At 71.4% G+C, this 15,870-nt stretch carries 14 protein-coding genes; 3 read left to right on the forward strand and 11 right to left on the reverse strand.

What is annotated here, in order from left to right; translation table 11 throughout:
- Nucleotides 1–12: 12 nt before the first annotated feature.
- The 10 genes from ACWDEW_RS22810 to ACWDEW_RS22855 all read right to left on the reverse strand — a co-directional run bounded on the left by ACWDEW_RS22810 (nucleotide 13) and on the right by ACWDEW_RS22855 (nucleotide 11,627).
- Entirely contained in the window at nucleotides 13–1,401 is a 1,389-nt protein-coding gene (locus ACWDEW_RS22810) for an aldehyde dehydrogenase family protein (protein WP_450514776.1), read from the reverse strand.
- Between the two features lie 98 nt (nucleotides 1,402–1,499).
- Entirely contained in the window at nucleotides 1,500–1,925 is a 426-nt protein-coding gene (locus tag ACWDEW_RS22815; RefSeq protein ID WP_450514777.1) for a DUF3574 domain-containing protein, read from the reverse strand.
- 44 nt (nucleotides 1,926–1,969) lie between these two features.
- Complete coding sequence (locus ACWDEW_RS22820) at nucleotides 1,970–3,304, reverse strand: ABC transporter ATP-binding protein (RefSeq protein WP_450514778.1); 1,335 nt, start codon at nucleotides 3,302–3,304, stop codon at nucleotides 1,970–1,972.
- 156 nt (nucleotides 3,305–3,460) lie between these two features.
- On the reverse strand, nucleotides 3,461–4,423 hold the full coding sequence (locus ACWDEW_RS22825) for a class F sortase (RefSeq protein WP_450514779.1): 963 nt from the start codon (nucleotides 4,421–4,423) through the stop codon (nucleotides 3,461–3,463).
- 9 nt (nucleotides 4,424–4,432) lie between these two features.
- Nucleotides 4,433–5,035 carry a hypothetical protein gene (locus ACWDEW_RS22830; protein ID WP_450514780.1) on the reverse strand — a complete coding sequence of 201 codons (603 nt, stop codon included), beginning with the start codon at nucleotides 5,033–5,035 and terminating at the stop codon, nucleotides 4,433–4,435.
- Between the two features lie 112 nt (nucleotides 5,036–5,147).
- Nucleotides 5,148–6,386: an MFS transporter gene (locus ACWDEW_RS22835; RefSeq protein WP_450514781.1), complete on the reverse strand. Its 1,239-nt coding sequence runs from the start codon at nucleotides 6,384–6,386 to the stop codon at nucleotides 5,148–5,150.
- 23 nt (nucleotides 6,387–6,409) lie between these two features.
- Entirely contained in the window at nucleotides 6,410–7,855 is a 1,446-nt protein-coding gene (locus tag ACWDEW_RS22840) for a CitMHS family transporter (protein ID WP_450514782.1), read from the reverse strand.
- Between the two features lie 122 nt (nucleotides 7,856–7,977).
- Complete coding sequence (locus ACWDEW_RS22845) at nucleotides 7,978–10,218, reverse strand: molybdopterin oxidoreductase family protein (protein WP_450514783.1); 2,241 nt, start codon at nucleotides 10,216–10,218, stop codon at nucleotides 7,978–7,980.
- Nucleotides 10,219–10,378: 160 nt separating this feature from the next.
- Complete coding sequence (locus ACWDEW_RS22850) at nucleotides 10,379–10,999, reverse strand: TetR family transcriptional regulator (protein WP_450514784.1); 621 nt, start codon at nucleotides 10,997–10,999, stop codon at nucleotides 10,379–10,381.
- Nucleotides 11,000–11,063: 64 nt separating this feature from the next.
- Entirely contained in the window at nucleotides 11,064–11,627 is a 564-nt protein-coding gene (locus ACWDEW_RS22855) for a hypothetical protein (protein WP_450514785.1), read from the reverse strand.
- A 169-nt stretch (nucleotides 11,628–11,796) separates the two neighbouring features.
- Between ACWDEW_RS22855 and hmgA the strand changes: the two genes are divergently transcribed.
- From hmgA to ACWDEW_RS22870, 3 genes are read left to right on the forward strand one after another with little or no spacing between them, the layout of a single operon-like run.
- A complete protein-coding gene (gene hmgA, locus ACWDEW_RS22860; RefSeq protein ID WP_450514786.1) occupies nucleotides 11,797–13,113 on the forward strand; it encodes a homogentisate 1,2-dioxygenase in 1,317 nt (438 codons plus the stop codon).
- Between the two features lie 60 nt (nucleotides 13,114–13,173).
- Entirely contained in the window at nucleotides 13,174–13,926 is a 753-nt protein-coding gene (locus ACWDEW_RS22865) for a GntR family transcriptional regulator (protein ID WP_450514787.1), read from the forward strand.
- A gap of 12 nt (nucleotides 13,927–13,938) precedes the next feature.
- The gene (locus tag ACWDEW_RS22870; protein WP_450514788.1) at nucleotides 13,939–15,108 is read left to right on the forward strand and encodes a type ISP restriction/modification enzyme; all 1,170 of its coding nucleotides are present in this window, start codon (nucleotides 13,939–13,941) and stop codon (nucleotides 15,106–15,108) included.
- Here ACWDEW_RS22870 and ACWDEW_RS22875 read toward each other — a convergent pair.
- Nucleotides 15,090–15,821 carry a TetR/AcrR family transcriptional regulator gene (locus ACWDEW_RS22875; RefSeq protein WP_450514789.1) on the reverse strand — a complete coding sequence of 244 codons (732 nt, stop codon included), beginning with the start codon at nucleotides 15,819–15,821 and terminating at the stop codon, nucleotides 15,090–15,092. The genes ACWDEW_RS22870 and ACWDEW_RS22875 overlap by 19 nt on opposite strands.
- Nucleotides 15,822–15,870 lie beyond the last annotated feature (49 nt).

Below are 15,870 nucleotides of genomic sequence, written 5' to 3' on the forward strand. Positions count from 1 at the left end.
GGGTCAACGGGATCAGAACTGAAGGGACTTGGTCTGGAGGTACTCGGACAGGCCGTGTGCACCGAGTTCCCGGCCCACGCCCGACTGCTTGTAACCCCCGAACGGGGCACGGGGGTTGAAGCGTCCGCCGTTGATGTCGACCTGTCCGGTCTCCAGCCTCCGCGCGAACGCGACCGCTTCCGCCTCCTCACCGGCCCACACCGCACCGGCCAGGCCGTACACCGTGCCGTTGGCGATGCGCGCGGCGTCGTCCTCGTCGTCGTAGCGGAGCAGGGAGAGGACCGGGCCGAAGATCTCCTCCTGGGCGATCGTCATGTCGGGGGTCACGTCGGCGAAGACGGTCGGGGCGATGAAGTAGCCCTGTTCATAAGGGGTTTCGAGGCCTCCGGCCACCAGCCGCGCACCCTCCGCCACCCCCTTCTCGATGTAACTCCGCACCCGCGCCTGCTGCTTGGCGCTGACGACCGGGCCGATGCGGTCGCCGTACTTGGCGGCGGCGGTCGCGGCCAGCCGCACGGCCTCGTCGTACTGGTCGCGGTGGACCAGCATGCGGGTCCAGGCGCTGCACGTCTGGCCGGAGTTGGACATCACGTTGGCGACGCCGACGTTGACGGCCTTGGCGAGGTCGGCGCTCGGGAGGATGACGTTGGCGGACTTGCCGCCGAGTTCGAGGGCGACCTTCTTGATCGCGGCACCTGCCGTCGCGCCGATCCGGCGACCGACCGCCGTGGAGCCGGTGAAGGAGACCAGGTCGACGCCCGGGTGCTCGGCGAGGGCCTGGCCGGCGATCGGGCCGAGGCCGGTGACGAGGTTGAAGACGCCGGCCGGGACGCCCGCCTCGTCGACCGCTTCCGCGAACAACTGCGCGGTGAGCGGGGTGTCTTCGGCGGGCTTGAGTACGACGGTGCAGCCTGCCGCCAGCGCCGGGGCGACCTTGGCGACGATCTGGTGGAGGGGGTAGTTCCAGGGGGTGATCGCGCCGACCACGCCGATCGGCTCCTGGTAAACGGTCGAGTTGCCGACCTTCTCCTCGAAGGCGTGGGTCGCGGCGAGTTCGGCGTAGGAGCCCGCGACCGCGATCGGCACGGCCGCGTGGACGGCTTGCGAGAAGGCGAGCGGGGAGCCGAGTTCGGCGGTGACCGTCTCGGCGATCTCGTCCTTGCGGGCGACGAGCACGTCCCGCAACGCCCCCAGGCGCGCGGCCCGTTCGGCGGGCGGGGTGGCGGCCCAGCCCGGGAGGGCGGCACGAGCGGCGCGTACGGCGGTGTCGACGTCCTCGGGGCTGCCGGCCGGGACGCGGTCGATCACCTGCTCGTCGACCGGGTTCACCACGTCGATGGTCTCCCCGCTCGCGGCCTGGCGCCAGGCGCCGTCGATGTACATGCCGTCGTGTGCCTTCATCGTGCTGCCTCCCAGGCGTGACTGCGTCGTCCGCCTCACAAACTAGCGGTGTTAGTTTTCCGGCGCCAGAGACCCCGGGGCACGGACACGCGGACACCTCAGAAATCGGCGCGGGTCCGGTCGTCCACCCGAGCCACCGCCTCCTGCGCGAAGGCCTTCTCGTACGCCCTCCGGATCTCCTCGATCTTCCGGTCGCTCGCACCCGCCGCCACCGGATACAGCAGGATCACCTCGTACGACCGCTCCTTCTCGATCCTCCTGTTCGCGTCCCGCCACTGCCCGCGCCCGCTCCGCACGGTGAGCCCGTCCGGGAAGTCCGACGAGACCTCCTTGTCGACGAAGGCCGTGAACTGCCGGTCGGTGACGGCCGGACCGCCGTCGGGCCGCTCGGTGCCGAAGAAGAGCTGCGTCTCGACGTACGGCGCTCCGCGCGTCGGCGCGGGGGCGGTCTCCGTGTCGAGGCTTGCGTAGGCGGTCGGGGCTGCCGCCGCCAGGAAGAGGCCAGCGATCGCGAGGAATATCATGTTTCGGCCGATATATGCGCTCATGCGCCTATCCGTACCGGTCGTCACTCGTCCAGGTCGGGCAGCCGCGCCGGGGCGGGCGAGATGCGTTCGCCGTGCTGGTCGAAGACGAACAGGTGGGCGATGTCCACGAGGAGCGGGACCTGCATGCCGTGGCGGAGCTGGATGTCGGGGGTGGTACGCACGACGAGGTCGCCGGGGAGGCGGCCCTCGGGCGGTACGAGGTCGGGTTCCGGGTCCGCCGGGTGGTCGAGTACGACGACCGGTCCGGCGCGCAGCACGCCCGCGCGCTCCCGCAGCCGGCCCAGGACACCGCCCTCGCGTCGGCGGCGCCGGGCCGGGCGGGCGGGGCGCGGGGCCTCCAACTCCGGTACGACGGCGGGCCGGGAGCCGGTGTTGAAGTGGACGAGGACCTCGTGGCCCTGGAACTCCACATGCTCGACCAGGCCGCTGATCGCCACCTCACCGGGGCGGGCGGCGGCGGGCTTCGCGATGCGGATGGCCTCGGAGCGCAGGCCGACGATGACCTCGCGGCCTTGCTGGACGCGGAGCAACTGGTGGTCCAGGCACAGGGGTTCGGGCAGACGCAGGTACTGCTTGCCGAGGCTGATGGTCATCGCGCCGTCCAACGGGGCCCGGACCAGACCGCGCAGGAGGTTGATGCGCGGGGTGCCGATGAAGGCGGCGACGAAGACGTTGCGGGGCAGCGCGTACACCGAGCGGGGGCTGCCGACCTGCTGGAGGACTCCGCCGCGCAGGACGGCGACCCGGTCGCCCAGCGACATGGCCTCGGCCTGGTCGTGGGTGACGTAGACCGTGGTGACGCCCAACTCGCGGGTGAGGGTGGAGATTTCGGCGCGCAGGTGGTTGCGGAGTTTGGCGTCGAGGTTGGAGAGCGGTTCGTCCATCAGGAACGCGGAGGGGTGGCGGGCGATGGCCCTGCCCATGGCGACGCGCTGACGTTCGCCGCCGGAGAGCTGGCCGGGGAAGCGGTCGAGGAGTTCCTCGATACCGAGCATGCGGGCGGTGGCGTCCACGCGCGGGCGGGGGTCGGTGCCGGGGGCCTCGATGCGCAGCGGGAAGCCGATGTTGTCGCGGCTGGTCATGCTCGGGTAGAGGGCGAAGTTCTGGAAGACCATCGCCATGTCCCGTTCGGAGGGGGCGAGTTCGTTGGCGTACTCGCCGTCGAGTCTTAACTCGCCCTCGGTGATCTCTTCCAGGCCCGCGATCATGCGCAGCACGGTCGACTTGCCGCACCCGGACGGCCCGAGCAGCACGAGGAACTCCCCCGGCGCGATGTCCAGCGACAACCGGTCCACCACGCGGGCGCCTCGCGGGTAGGCCTTGCTCACGTCGTGCAGGGAGATGGCGCGTGTCATGACGAGTGCCCCCGGGGGCTCCGCGATCGGATCGCCCCGTACGGGTCGTACGGGGCTTGTGAGTCACGGAAGTTAACGGAATGTGCGCGCCCGGGGGAAGAGACCGGACCGGATCGGGCGGGTCGGTCCGGGTGGTGAGAAAACGGACGATCGCGTTCAGCGCGTACGGCCGCGTTCGCGGGTCGCGGTCAGGTGGGCGAACACGACGGTGTTGCCGGAGTAGCCGGTCCGGTGGTCGAAGCTGCCGCCACAGGTGATCAGGCGGAGTTCGGGCCGGCCACGTGCGCCGTAGACCTCCCGGTCGGGGAAGTGCGCCTTCTCGTACGTCTTCACCGCGTCGACCGTGTAGACGGCGGTCCGGCCGTCGGCGCGGCGGGCCTCGATGAGGCGGCCGGGCTTGAGTACGCCGAGTCCCGCGAAGACGGCGGGGCCGGTCATGGTGTCGAGGTGGCCGACGGCGACGGCGGTGCCCTGTTCGCCGGGGGTGGGCCCGTCCGCGTACCAGCCCACCCGCTTGGAGTCGTCGTCCGGCGGCGCGGACATGTGCCGCCCGCTGCCGAGCCGGAGCGGGACGACCGGGGCGTCGACACCGAGGTAGGGGATGACGAGCCCGGTCGCGCGGGAGCGCGGGAGGGCACGCGGCGGAGCCGCCGGGCGTCCGGAGCGGGCCACGGGGTGCGCCGGGGGCGGGTGTTGACCGCCACGGGCGTCCGAGCGGGCGTCCGGGGGCGGCGAAACCGCTCCGTTCGGGCCGGAGGTGCCTGTGGCCGACGCAGCCGCCCCGGCCGGGCCGGAGGCGTCCGTGGCCGACTGCGTCGCCCGGGCCGGGCCGGTCGGGCCCGCGCTCCCGGCGCACCGGGAGCCGCCGACCATCAGGAAGACAGCCAGCACGACGGTCCGGGTGAGCCGGTAGGCCCGCGTCCGGTACCAGGGCCGACGGCGCCGCACCATGCGGGTGGTGGAGCGGCCCGGCGTCTTGCAGGTGGCGGTGCGGCCCGACGATCCGCGCGGAGCGGTGCGACCCGGTGTGTCGCGGTCGGCCGGGCGCGAGGTCTGGTGCAGGTGGGCGGTGTCAGCGCCCCGCGCCCGGGTGGGGCGCGGGGCGGAACTCGGATTCATCGCATCCGCTCAGGCCGCACCGTGGGGACGGCGACGCAGCCGGAACCAGACCACCCCGCCGACCGCGGTCAGGCCCACCGCGGCGGCGCCCGCGAGCGGGGTCAGGGCCGCTTCCCTGGCCAGGCCGCCGCCACCGGCGGGCGGGCCGCCGTTGGGACCGCCGGTGCCACCGGTGCCACCCGTGCCGCCCGTGCCGCCACCGGGACCGCAGTCGACCTTGAAGACCTTCTGCTTGGCCTTTCCGTGCTCGCCGACGAAGTTCCAGGTCAGCTTGTACATGCCGTTCGGGAGCGTCGCGACGGGCATGGTGTGGCCGGTGCCGCCGCTGAGCGTGATGGAGCCGGAACGGGTCGCGCCGCCCAGGACCGGCGGCTGGGTCTCGATGGACCAGGTGACCTGCTGGATCGTGTCGAAGTTGAACGCGTCGATGTAGAAGTCGCAGACCTTCGGCTGGTTGCGCTGATCGTCGAAGGGCGTCCCCACCTCGTGGATCTTGACGTCTCCGTTGTCACCAGGAGCGGCGACAGCGACGGGCGCGCCGGAGACGACGGTTGCCGCGGCGGCGAGAACCGTCCAGGCGGCGGCTCGACGGGGCAGGAATGAGGTCGGCATGAACAGCCCTCCGAATCAGGCGATTATCGTACGAATTGCTCTTTAGCCTGATTCCCTTTCACATCCGGCCCGCCGAATGCGTGCGCAGCGCCGTACGCGCCGTCAGATATCGCTAGATATCGCCCTTCCGGCTCAAGGAAGGCCGCCCCCGCCGCACGCCGCCGGGTGCCGTCCGCTCCCGGGCGGCACCGCCCGGCGACCGCAGCGCGGCCCCCGCCGAGAGCACCAGCAGCGCGCCGAGCATCACGAACGGCGCCGCCACGCCCGCGACTCCGGCGACAAGGCCCGCGCCGGCCGGTGCGGCGACCTGGCCGAGCCGGTTTCCGGTGAGGCGCAGCGCGAGGGCGGTGGAACGGGCGCCGTCGGGGGCGGCCTGGACGACGGTCGTCATGGAGAGCGGCTGGCCGACACCGAGACAGAAGCCGAGCACGGCGAGCATCAGGCCGATCGCCCACACCGGAACCGGCAGCGCGATGCCCGCGCACAGGACGCCCGCGAGGAGGCAGGTCGCGGTCAACAGGGTGGCCCTGCCGAGCAGTTGGAGGAGTGGGGTGAGGACGAGGCGGCACGCGATGGTGGCCGCCGCGCGGATGCTGAGCAGTACGCCGATCACCGAGGGCGCGATGCCCCGGTGTTCGCCGACCACCGGAAGGTAGGCGGTGAGGATGTCGGTCGCGGACAGCACGGAGAGGCTGACGAAGATGCCCGCGGGGACACCCCGGGCGCCGAGGATGCTCCGCATGGGCACGCGATCGCCTTGCCGGGTAAGGGACTTGACGGCCGTACGGTCCTCGATGCGCCAGAGGGAGGTGAACGACACGGCGGCCCCCGCGCCCGCGACGAGCAGGGCCAGGGCGCTGCTGCCGGCCATGTCGGAGCCGCCGATCAGGGCGCCCGCGGCGATGGGGCCGACGAGTTGGCCGAGGGAGGCGCCGATGGTGAAGTGGCCGAAGTTGCGGTCCTGTTCGTGCGGGGCCGACTGGCGGGCGACCAGCGACTGGGCACCGATCACGAAGCAGAGATGGCCCAGGCCCATCACGCCGCTCCACATCGCCATCGCCCAGAGGGAGTTGGCGAGCCCGCTCAAGGCGCAGCCGCCGGAGATCAGGACCACGCCGACGGGCAGCAGGGGTGCGCAGCGGCCGTGGTCGGTGCGGCGGCCCAGCGGTACGGCGGCGAACAGCGGGAGCAGCGCGTACACCCCCGCGATGACACCGATCGCCCGCTCGTCCGCGCCGAGGGCGAGCGCCCGGTAGGACACCGCGGGGCGGGCCATCGACACCGCCCCCTGCGCGAAGCCGAAGGCGATGACGAGGCGGAGCAGCCAGCCGCGGTTCCTGCCGGGCGCCATGGTCGAGTTCCCTGTCGTGTAGGTCAGATGATGCCGAACAGGATTCCTGCCCCGAGGACGACGAGCGATGTCAGGGCCGCCCACTTGACCACGAACCGGGTGTGGTCGCCGAACTCCACCTTGGCCATGCCGACCAGGACGTACACGGCGGGCACGAGCGGGCTCGACATGTGCAGGGGCTGGCCGACGAGGGAGGCGCGGGCGATCTCCAGGGAGGAGACGCCGTGGGCCTGGCCCGCCTCGGCGAGCACGGGGAGGATGCCGAAGTAGAAGCCGTCGTTCGACATGAAGTACGTGAGCGGGATGCTGAGCACGCCGGTGACGAAGGCCATGTGCGGGCCCATGCCGTCGGGGATGTTGTCGACCAGCCAGGTCGCCATGTGGTCGACCATGCCGGTGCCCTGGAGGACGCCGGTGAAGACGGCGGCGGCGAAGACCATGCCGGAGACGTTGAGGACGTTCTCCGCGTGGGCGCCGAGGCGGGCCTTCTGGTCCGGCATGTGGGGGAAGTTGACGGTCAGGGCGAGCGCGGCACCGAGCAGGAACAGCACCGGGATCGGCAGCCACTCCATGATCATCGCGGTGAGCAGGGTGACCGTGAGCAGCGCGTTGAACCAGTAGAGCTTGGGGCGCAGGGTCGGGCGGTTGGGGTCGAGGCCGCGGAAACCGTCGTCCTCGTCGGGCAGTTCGGCGCCGGCGTCCGTGCCGGAGCCCGAACCGCCGGTGACCCTGGGGGCGTTGCCGGTACCCGAACCGCCGGTCCGCGCCCGCTTGTCGCCCTCCCCGCCGCCGGCGCCCACGAGGACCGTCTCCGACTCGGCGGGCTCCTCCACGAGCACCTCGTCCAGCGTCAGCACGCCGAGCCGCTTGCGCTCGCGGCGGCCGAGGACGTACGCGAGGACGAGGACACCCAGCAGGCCCACGGCGAGGGCCGGGATCATCGGGACGAAGATGTCGCTGGCGTTGAGCTTGAGGGCGGTCGCGGCGCGGGCGGTCGGTCCGCCCCAGGGGAGCGTGTTCATCACGCCGTTGGCCATCGCGGCGACACCGGTCATCACGACCAGGCTCATCTTCAGGCGCTTGTACAGCGGGTACATCGCCGAGACGGTGATCATGAAGGTGGTCGAACCGTCGCCGTCCAGGGAGACGATCGCGGCGAGGACCGCGGTGCCGACCACGATGCGCAGGGGGTCGGCCTTGCAGAACTTGAGGATCCCCCGGACGATCGGGTCGAAGAGACCCACGTCGATCATCACACCGAAGTAGACGATCGCGAACATGAGCATCGCCGCGGTGGGCGCGAGGCTGGTGACGCCGTCGATGACGTAGTCGCCGAGCTTGGCGCCCTTTCCGACGAAGGCGCAGAACAGCGCGGGTATCAGGACGAGTGCCGCGATCGGCGACATCTTCTTCAGCATGATCAGGACCAGGAAGGTCGCGATCATGGTGAAGCCGAGGATGGTCAGCATGAGTGGAACACCTAACGTTCGCCTTTGAACTCCCACCAGGGGCGGCGGTCCGACGACGTTAGGTCGCGCAAAGCTGCGTTAACAAGATGTTGACGCGCGAGCAATAAGCGCAAAAGTCCAGGTCACAGCGGTGCGGTGAGTGCGGCGACCTCCACGGGCACTCCGTTGAGCACCGCGTTGCCCGACAGCGGGTCGAGGAGACTGCCGTCGAGCAGCTGGTTCACGTTGACGCCAGGGTCGGCGGACGCGTGGTTGAGGCGGGTGCCGGGACGGTCGTGTCCCCAGCCGTGCGGAAGGCTCACCACGCCCCGGCGGAGGCCGTCCGTGATCTCTGCGGGGGCGGTCACCTCTCCCCCGGCGCCCTTCACCCGGACCGGCGCTCCGTCGGTCACGCCCAGCCGCTCGGCGTCCTCGGGGTGGATGTGCAGGGTGCAGCGGTTGGTGCCGCCGGTGAGGGCGGGCACGTTGTGCATCCAGCTGTTGTTGGAGCGCAGGTGGCGGCGGCCGACGAGAACGAGTCCCTCGGCGCGCTCGCTCATGGCCTGCCGGAGCCGGGGCAGGTCGTCGGCGATCGGCTGCGGCAGCAGTTCGACCTTGCCGCTGCGTGTCTTCAGCGGCTGCGGCAGGCGTGAGGTCAGCGGGCCCAGGTCGATGCCGTGCGGATGCGCGAGCAGCTGCTGGAGGGTCAGCCCGTCGGGTCGTACGCCGAAGCCGTCGCCGTAGGGGCCGAGGCGCAGCATCATGTCGAGCCGGCGCTCGGGGCCGGTGTCGCCGGTGAGGCGGTCGGTGATCTCGCGCGGATCGCGGCCGTGGACGGGCGAGTCGGGGTCCTTGACGGCCTTGGCGAGGGTCTGGTCGATGACCATCGTGTCGACGGCGGCCGGGTCGGCGCCGTGCATGCCGGTCGCGGCGAGGATCAGCCGGGCCAGGATCTCGGTCTCGGCCATCCGGCCGGGCTCCAGCGGGATCGCGGGGCGGGAGTAGCGGACCTGGTTGCGGACGGCGAGGGTGTTGAACGCGAAGTCGTGGTGCGGGCTCTGGGAGGGCGGGGGCGGCGGAAGGACGACGTCGGCGTGGCGCGCGGTCTCGTTGAGGTAGGGGTCGACGCTCACCATGAAGTCGAGGGAGTCGAGGGCCTTGTCCAGGCGGGCGCCGTCCGGTGCGGAGAGCACGGGGTTGGACGCGACGGCGATGAGCGCGCGGATCGGTTCGCCTTCGACGGTCGCGGTGTCGATCTCCTCGGCGAGCGCGGAGAGCGGCAACTCGCCCTTCGCTTCCGGGTATTGACTCACCCGGGAGTGCCAGCGCCCGAGCGCGAAGCCGCGTCCCGGTCCGGCGGGCCGGGGTGTCCGATCGGTGGCGGCCTGCGGGAAGAGGGCGCCGCCGGGCCGGTCGAGGTTGCCGGTGAGAATGTTGAGGACGTCGACGAGCCAGCTGGCGAGGGTGCCGTGCGGGACGGTGCAGCTGCCGATACGGCCGTAGACGGCGGCAGTTGGGGCAGCCGCCAGTTCGCGGGCGAGGGCGCGGATCTCGTCGGCGGTCACGTCACAGGCGCCGGTGACCGCTTCGGGGGTGAAGTCCCTTACGGCCGAGCGGAGTTCCTCGACGCCCTGCACATGTGGACCCAACTCCCCCAGGTCCACGAGGTGTTCCTCGAAGAGCACGTACGTCATCGCCGCGAGCAGCAGGGCGTCGGTGCCGGGGCGGACCGCGATGTGCCGGTCGGCGAGCTTGGCGGTGCGGGTGCGGCGCGGGTCGATGACGGTGAGGGTGCCGCCGCGGGCCCTGAGCGCCTTGAGCTTGCCGGGGAAGTCGGCGGCGGTGCACAGACTCCCGTTGGACTCAAGGGGGTTGGCGCCGATGAGGAGCAGATGGTCGGTGTGGTCGAGGTCGGGTACCGGGATCGCGTTGGCGTCGCCGTAGAGCAGACCGCAGGAGACGTGTTTGGGCATCTGGTCGACCGTGGAGGCGGTGAAGACGCTGCGGGTGCCGAGGGCGCCGAGCAGGACCTGCGGGTAGAGGGCGCCGGCCATGGTGTGCACGTTGGGGTTGCCGAGGACGACACCGACGGCGTGCGGGCCATGGCGCTCGACCACCGGGCGCAGTCCGGCCGTGACCGCGTCGAACGCCTCCTCCCAGGTGGCCTCGCGCAGTTCGCCGTCGCGGCGGACGAGCGGGGTGCGCAGCCGGTCGGGGTCGCCGTCGACGGCGCCGAAGGAGGCGCCCTTGGGGCAGATGAACCCCCGGCTGAACACGTCCTCGCGGTCGCCTCGGGCGCCGGTCACCCGGGTGCCCTCGATGGTGAGGGTCAGCCCGCAGGTGGCTTCGCACAGGGGGCAGATACGCAGGGCGGTGCGGGACACGGGGCCTCCCAAGGGCGACGTTGCCTCTTGGCGGTGAGCATACCGACCGGTATGGACGCTGGCGAGGGGGTTCCGGGACGAGGTCGGAAACCCGCGGGCGGACAGGGCCCCGCCGGACACCGTCCCCGCGCCCGCGGAAGGGCGGCCGTTCGGCCGCCGGTCAGTCCAGCACCCGCGCCAGATACGCCCGCAGCAGCGCCCGCGTCTCCTCGATGACCTTATCGTCGCCCTCGGGAGCGACCCGGAAGGCGAGATGGACCAGGGAGTCGGCGGTCTCCACCGCGATCAGGAACGTACGGCGCAGGTCCTCATCGGGTTCGCGCGAGAGATAGCCGGAGAGCAGGTCGGTGAGGCGGTCGGCGACGCGGTGGTTGGGTTCCGCGTGGCCCGAGCCGACCGGGATCTGGTTGCCGAAGTCGACGAGGGAGAAGCCGGGCGCGGTGCGCTTCATGGCGATGTACTCGTCCAGGACGGCGTCCACCGCCGCCCGCCACCCTTCCGCGCCACCGGCCTCCTTGAGGCGCTCGGTGACGCGCTCCGTGTAGCGCTCCAGGTTCCGCTGGGCGAGGGCGTCGGCCATCGCGCGCTTGTTCCCGAAGAAGCGGTAGACCGAGCCGATGGGGACGCCGGCGCGCACGGCCACGGCCCGGGTGCTCAGCGCGTCGTAGCCGACCTCGTCGAGGAGGTCGGCGCAGGCGTCGAGGATCCTGGTCAGCCGTTCGGCGCTGCGCCGCTGCACGGGCGCACGACGGAGCGATGTCGTGTGGGGCACGGGCTTCATGATGCCTTTCCGCCGCGGTCAGGAGAAGCTCGCACCTCAGTACGGAACTGGGTGCCCATAGCACTCATACCGGCCCCCGCGTCGGTGCGGAACCGGGTGACTTGCTGCCGTCGGGCGTGGCCTGCACCGCCGACTCCGTGATGTCCGCCGTGCTCTCCACCGGTTTGCCGTGCACGGCCCACACGGTGCCGTCGTCCGCGTACAGGCGCGCGGTGACGTGGTGGGTGCCCTGCGGGACGAGGTCGGACGCGAGCCGGTACTCCGGGACGCGGAGCCGCGCGACGGTACGGCCGTCGACGAGGAGGCGGACGATGCCGCGGCCCGCGACCGCGACCGGCTTCACGCCGGCGGGCGAGAAGCGGAAGTCGTGGACGGTCAGCCGGACGTCCCAGCTGTCGTCGGAGGCGTCCGGCTCCACCTCGACACCGACCTCCGGCGCACCCTTCTTGCTCACCTCGCGGTAGTGCCGGCCCTGCTCGTCCGTGTCGTCGAGCACCTTGCCCACCGGGGACGGCGACACCCGGTCGCCCTTCCGCGCATGGGCGTCACCGGAACCGCAGCCCGCCGATCCGGCCAGCAGCAGGGCACAGACCGCGAGCGCGGTGAGAAGTGCGCGCGACCACGACATGCCGGGGAGACTAGAACACCGGTCTGACAGCCGGATCCCCCTTGAGGCTGGTTCTTCGCCCCCGGAAGTCGGATTTTCCCCGCACCCTTCGTCGTCCCCTTGCGCCCGCGAAACCGCAATCCTATGGTGATGCATAGGAATCAGACGGCTCGGAGGGCGAGGAGCAGAGATGAGCGGGGACATCCGCAAGACCGCCGAGGGGCTGACCCACCTCAGCGGTTTCGGCAATGAACACAGCTCGGAGGCGGTGCCGGGCGCCCTGCCCGAGGGCCGCAACGCCCCGCAGCGCGCACCGCTCGGCCTCTACGCCGAGCAGCTCAGCGGTACGGCGTTCACCGAGCCGAGGGCGCACAACCGCCGCTCGTGGCTCTACCGCATCCGCCCCTCGGCCGCGCACCCGCCCTTCGCCCGCGCCGACAACGGCGCGATCCGTACGGCGCCCTTCACGGAGTCGGTGCCCGACCCGAACCGGCTGCGCTGGAACCCACTGCCCGCACCCGCGCCCGGCACCGACTTCCTGGCCGGCCTGTGGACCCTGGGCGGCAACGGCGACGCGACCCAGCGCACCGGCATGGCCGTGCACCTCTACCACGCCGACTCCTCCATGGACCGCGTCTTCAGCGACGCCGACGGCGAGCTGCTGATCGTCCCGGAGCGCGGCGGACTGCTGCTGCGCACGGAGTTCGGGCTCCTCCACGTGGAGCCGGGACATGTGGCGTTGATCCCCCGTGGGGTGCGCTTCCGTGTGGAGCTGCTGGACGCTTCAGCCCGCGGATATGTGTGCGAGAACTACGGTGCGCCCTTCCAGCTCCCCGACCTCGGCCCGATCGGCGCCAACGGACTCGCCAACGCCCGGGACTTCCACGCGCCGGTCGCCGCGTACGAGGACGTCGAGAACCCGGTCGAGGTGGTGAACAAGTTCTGCGGCAACCTCTGGACCGCGACCTACGACCACTCGCCGCTCGACGTCGTCGCCTGGCACGGCAACCATGTGCCGTACGCCTACGACCTGCGCCGCTTCAATGTGCTCGGCTCCATTTCCTACGACCATCCCGACCCGTCGATCTTCACCGTGCTGACGTCCCCGTCGGACACCCCGGGCCTGGCCGGCGTGGACTTCGTGGTGTTCGCCCCGCGCTGGCTGGTGGGCGAGGACACGTTCCGGCCGCCGTACTTCCACCGGAACGTGATGAGCGAGTACATGGGGCTCATCGAGGGCGCCTACGACGCGAAGGCGGAGGGCTTCGTGCCCGGCGGCGGCTCGCTGCACAACATGATGTCGGCGCACGGACCGGACCGGGAGACCTTCGACCGCGCCAGCGCGGCGGAGTTGCGCCCGCAGAAGATCGACGACGGCCTGGCGTTCATGTTCGAGACCCGCTGGCCGGTGACGGCGACGGCCCAGGCGGCACACGCCGACCACCTCCAGCAGGGCTACGACGACGTCTGGCAGGGCCTGCAACGCCACTTCCGCCCCTCTCACTGACAATTCCCCACCGCCCTACGGCTCTTGCACTGATCCCTCCCTACCGGTACGGATGGCCCCGTGACCTCCTTCGCCCCGGATTCGATCGTCCTGAACCGCAAGCTGCCGCTCTGGTACCAGGTGTCGCAGTCGCTGCGCGCCTCGATACTCGGCCGCTCGCCCCAGGACCCGCTGCGGCTGCCCACCGAGGAACAGCTCGCGGGGCACTACGGCGTCAGCGTGCTCACCATGCGGCAGGCGCTGAAGGAGCTGGAGGACGAAGGGCTGATCACCCGCCACCGCCGTCGCGGCACGTTCATCGAGCCGGACGTCCGACGGGCCACGCCGGTACGGCTGTTGGGCTCGGTCGACGCGATCGTGGCCCAGCAGTCCGGCATGACGACCGAGCTCCTCAACCACGGCAAGGTCTCCGTACCGCCCGAACTCGCCGAGCACTTCCCGGACTTGACCGAGCTGGCGGCGTATCACCGCCTCCGCGGCGACGAGAAGACCGGCGAGCCCACGAACCACGCCCGCAACCACATCCGCCCCGAACTGGCCGCCCGCCTCGACCCGGACGACCTGATCCGCTGGCCGATGACCAAGGTGCTGCGGGACGTAGTCGGCGCGGACATCAGCCGCATCACGGACACCGTGGAGGCCCGACTCGCCGACCCGGAGACCGCCCGCCTCCTCCAGGTCCCGCTCCTCAGCCCGATCCTGCACTACACCGGCATCACCTACGACCCCCTGGGCAGGGTCCTGGACGTGGCCGTCATCCATTACCGGGGGGACCGTTTCTCCTTCTCGGTCACGCTCGACGTCGCGAACTGAGGTCGTCGTACGATGCCGAGCGTGACGCACGACGACGCTCCGTTGCTCGCGGACCTCATGCCGTGGTCCGTCGCACCGATCCGGCTCGGCCGGGGGTGGCCGACGGCTCCCGACGCGGCAACCCTGAGAGCCCGCTGGGACACCCTGGTGAAGGCCGAAGTCCCCGCCCGGGAAACCCTGTTCGAGCCGACCCGCTCCCGCACCCTCCACTCGGCGGTGACCCAGCTCCCCGGCCAGTCCAGCGGCACGGAGAAACTGGTCCGTGCCACCGGCCCCTGTCCGGAACCGGTCCGCGTCCTGCACGCCCCGTTCGACGAGCAGTGGCTCATCCCCGACCACCGTCTGATCGACGTGGCCCGGCCGGAGTTGTGGCGGGTCGCGGACGAGCGCCAGATCTTCGTGGTGGACACTCCGGGCGCCCCCGGCACCTCCGGCCCGCTTCTGCTCGCGTCCACGATCCTCCCCCTGGTCCGCCCCGGCCGCGTCCGGCCGCTCTACCGCCGCCCCCACGCCGAGGAACCGAACCTGGCACCAGGCCTGTTGGACCACCTCGCCGGTCACCTCGGCCACTCCCCCGCCCCGGCGGACGTCCTCGCCTGGACGGTGGCGACGGTCCGCCCCGGTCCGGCCGTACCCCTGACGCGGGACCCCGAACTCTGGGCTCGCGGAGTCGAGTTGGGCCACCGCCTGCTCTGGCTGATGCACCGCAACGGCGACCGCCCGAAACTCCCCGGCGGCCGACGCCCCTACGTCCGCGCCCCGCTGCCGTCCCTCCCCCTCACCCTCCACTACGACCGCGACGAGGAGACCCTCCACCTCGACGAGGGCCGCATCTCCCCGGTCCCGCCCGAGTCCTGGGACTTCGAGGTGAGCGGAGTACGCGTCCTGGAGGAGTGGTTCACGTCCCGCACGTCCGAGTCCGCCGCCCCGGGCACCCTGGCCGCGATCCGCCCGGCGGCATGGCAGCAGACCTGGACGTCGGAACTGCTGGAGCTGATCACGGTGTTGGCGTTGCTGGCGGAACTGCGGCCGCGGCAGACGGAGTTGACGGTGACGGACCCCGTCACCTCCGCCGAGCTGCGCAGGGCGGGCGTCCTCCCGGCACCGGAGTGGACACGCCACCCGGCTTCGGTCCTGGACCACCACGAGGAGGGCCCGGAGGGTCAGTTCGCGCTGCTCTGACCCCGTTCGGGATCGAAGGCGTCCAGGACCTTCCGCAACGCCATGCCGAACACCGCGTCCAGGTCGATGGGCCCCGGGTCCTCCATGAACGCCGCCGCCATCCGCGGATACGCCCCGCCGGCGATCTGACTGCCCAGGTACGCGATCCGCACCGCGTTCTCCTGCTCCTCCGACCAGGGCAACGACCGCGACCGCTCGGCCGTGGCCAGCTCGTTGGACACATACATCGTCACGACCCCGTTGAGCAGCCCGACGAGCTGCATCTTCGTGCCGTACGTCGCCTCGACCGGATCGAGGCAGGCGAGGCAGTGCTCCAGATACCGCAGGGCGTTCGGGCTGAACCCGTACACCGGTGACATGAGCCGGGGCAGCCAGGGGTGCCGGTGCATCAGCGTCCGCGTCTGATGGGCGACCCGGATCATGTCGGCCCGCCAGTCCCCCGACGGCTCCCACCGCTCGTGCTCGCCGCTGACCGCGTCGACCATCAGCTCGTACAGGTCCTCCTTGCGGGGGACGTAGTTGTAGAGCGACATCGTGCCGCACCCCAACTCGGCCGCGACATGCCGCATGGACACCGCGTCCAGCCCCCCGCCGTCGGCGATCCGCACCGCCGCCGCCGCGATGTCCGCGCGGCTGTACGCGGGCTTGGGCCCACGCCCCGCCCGCTCGGGTCGCGCCCAGATCACTTCGGGTACGGCCGCTCGGTCCGCCATTGATCATCACCTCGACCACCATGCTAGTTACGTACACCGTACGTAGTGC

It is taken from the genome of Streptomyces sp. NPDC001100 (genome assembly GCF_053598575.1).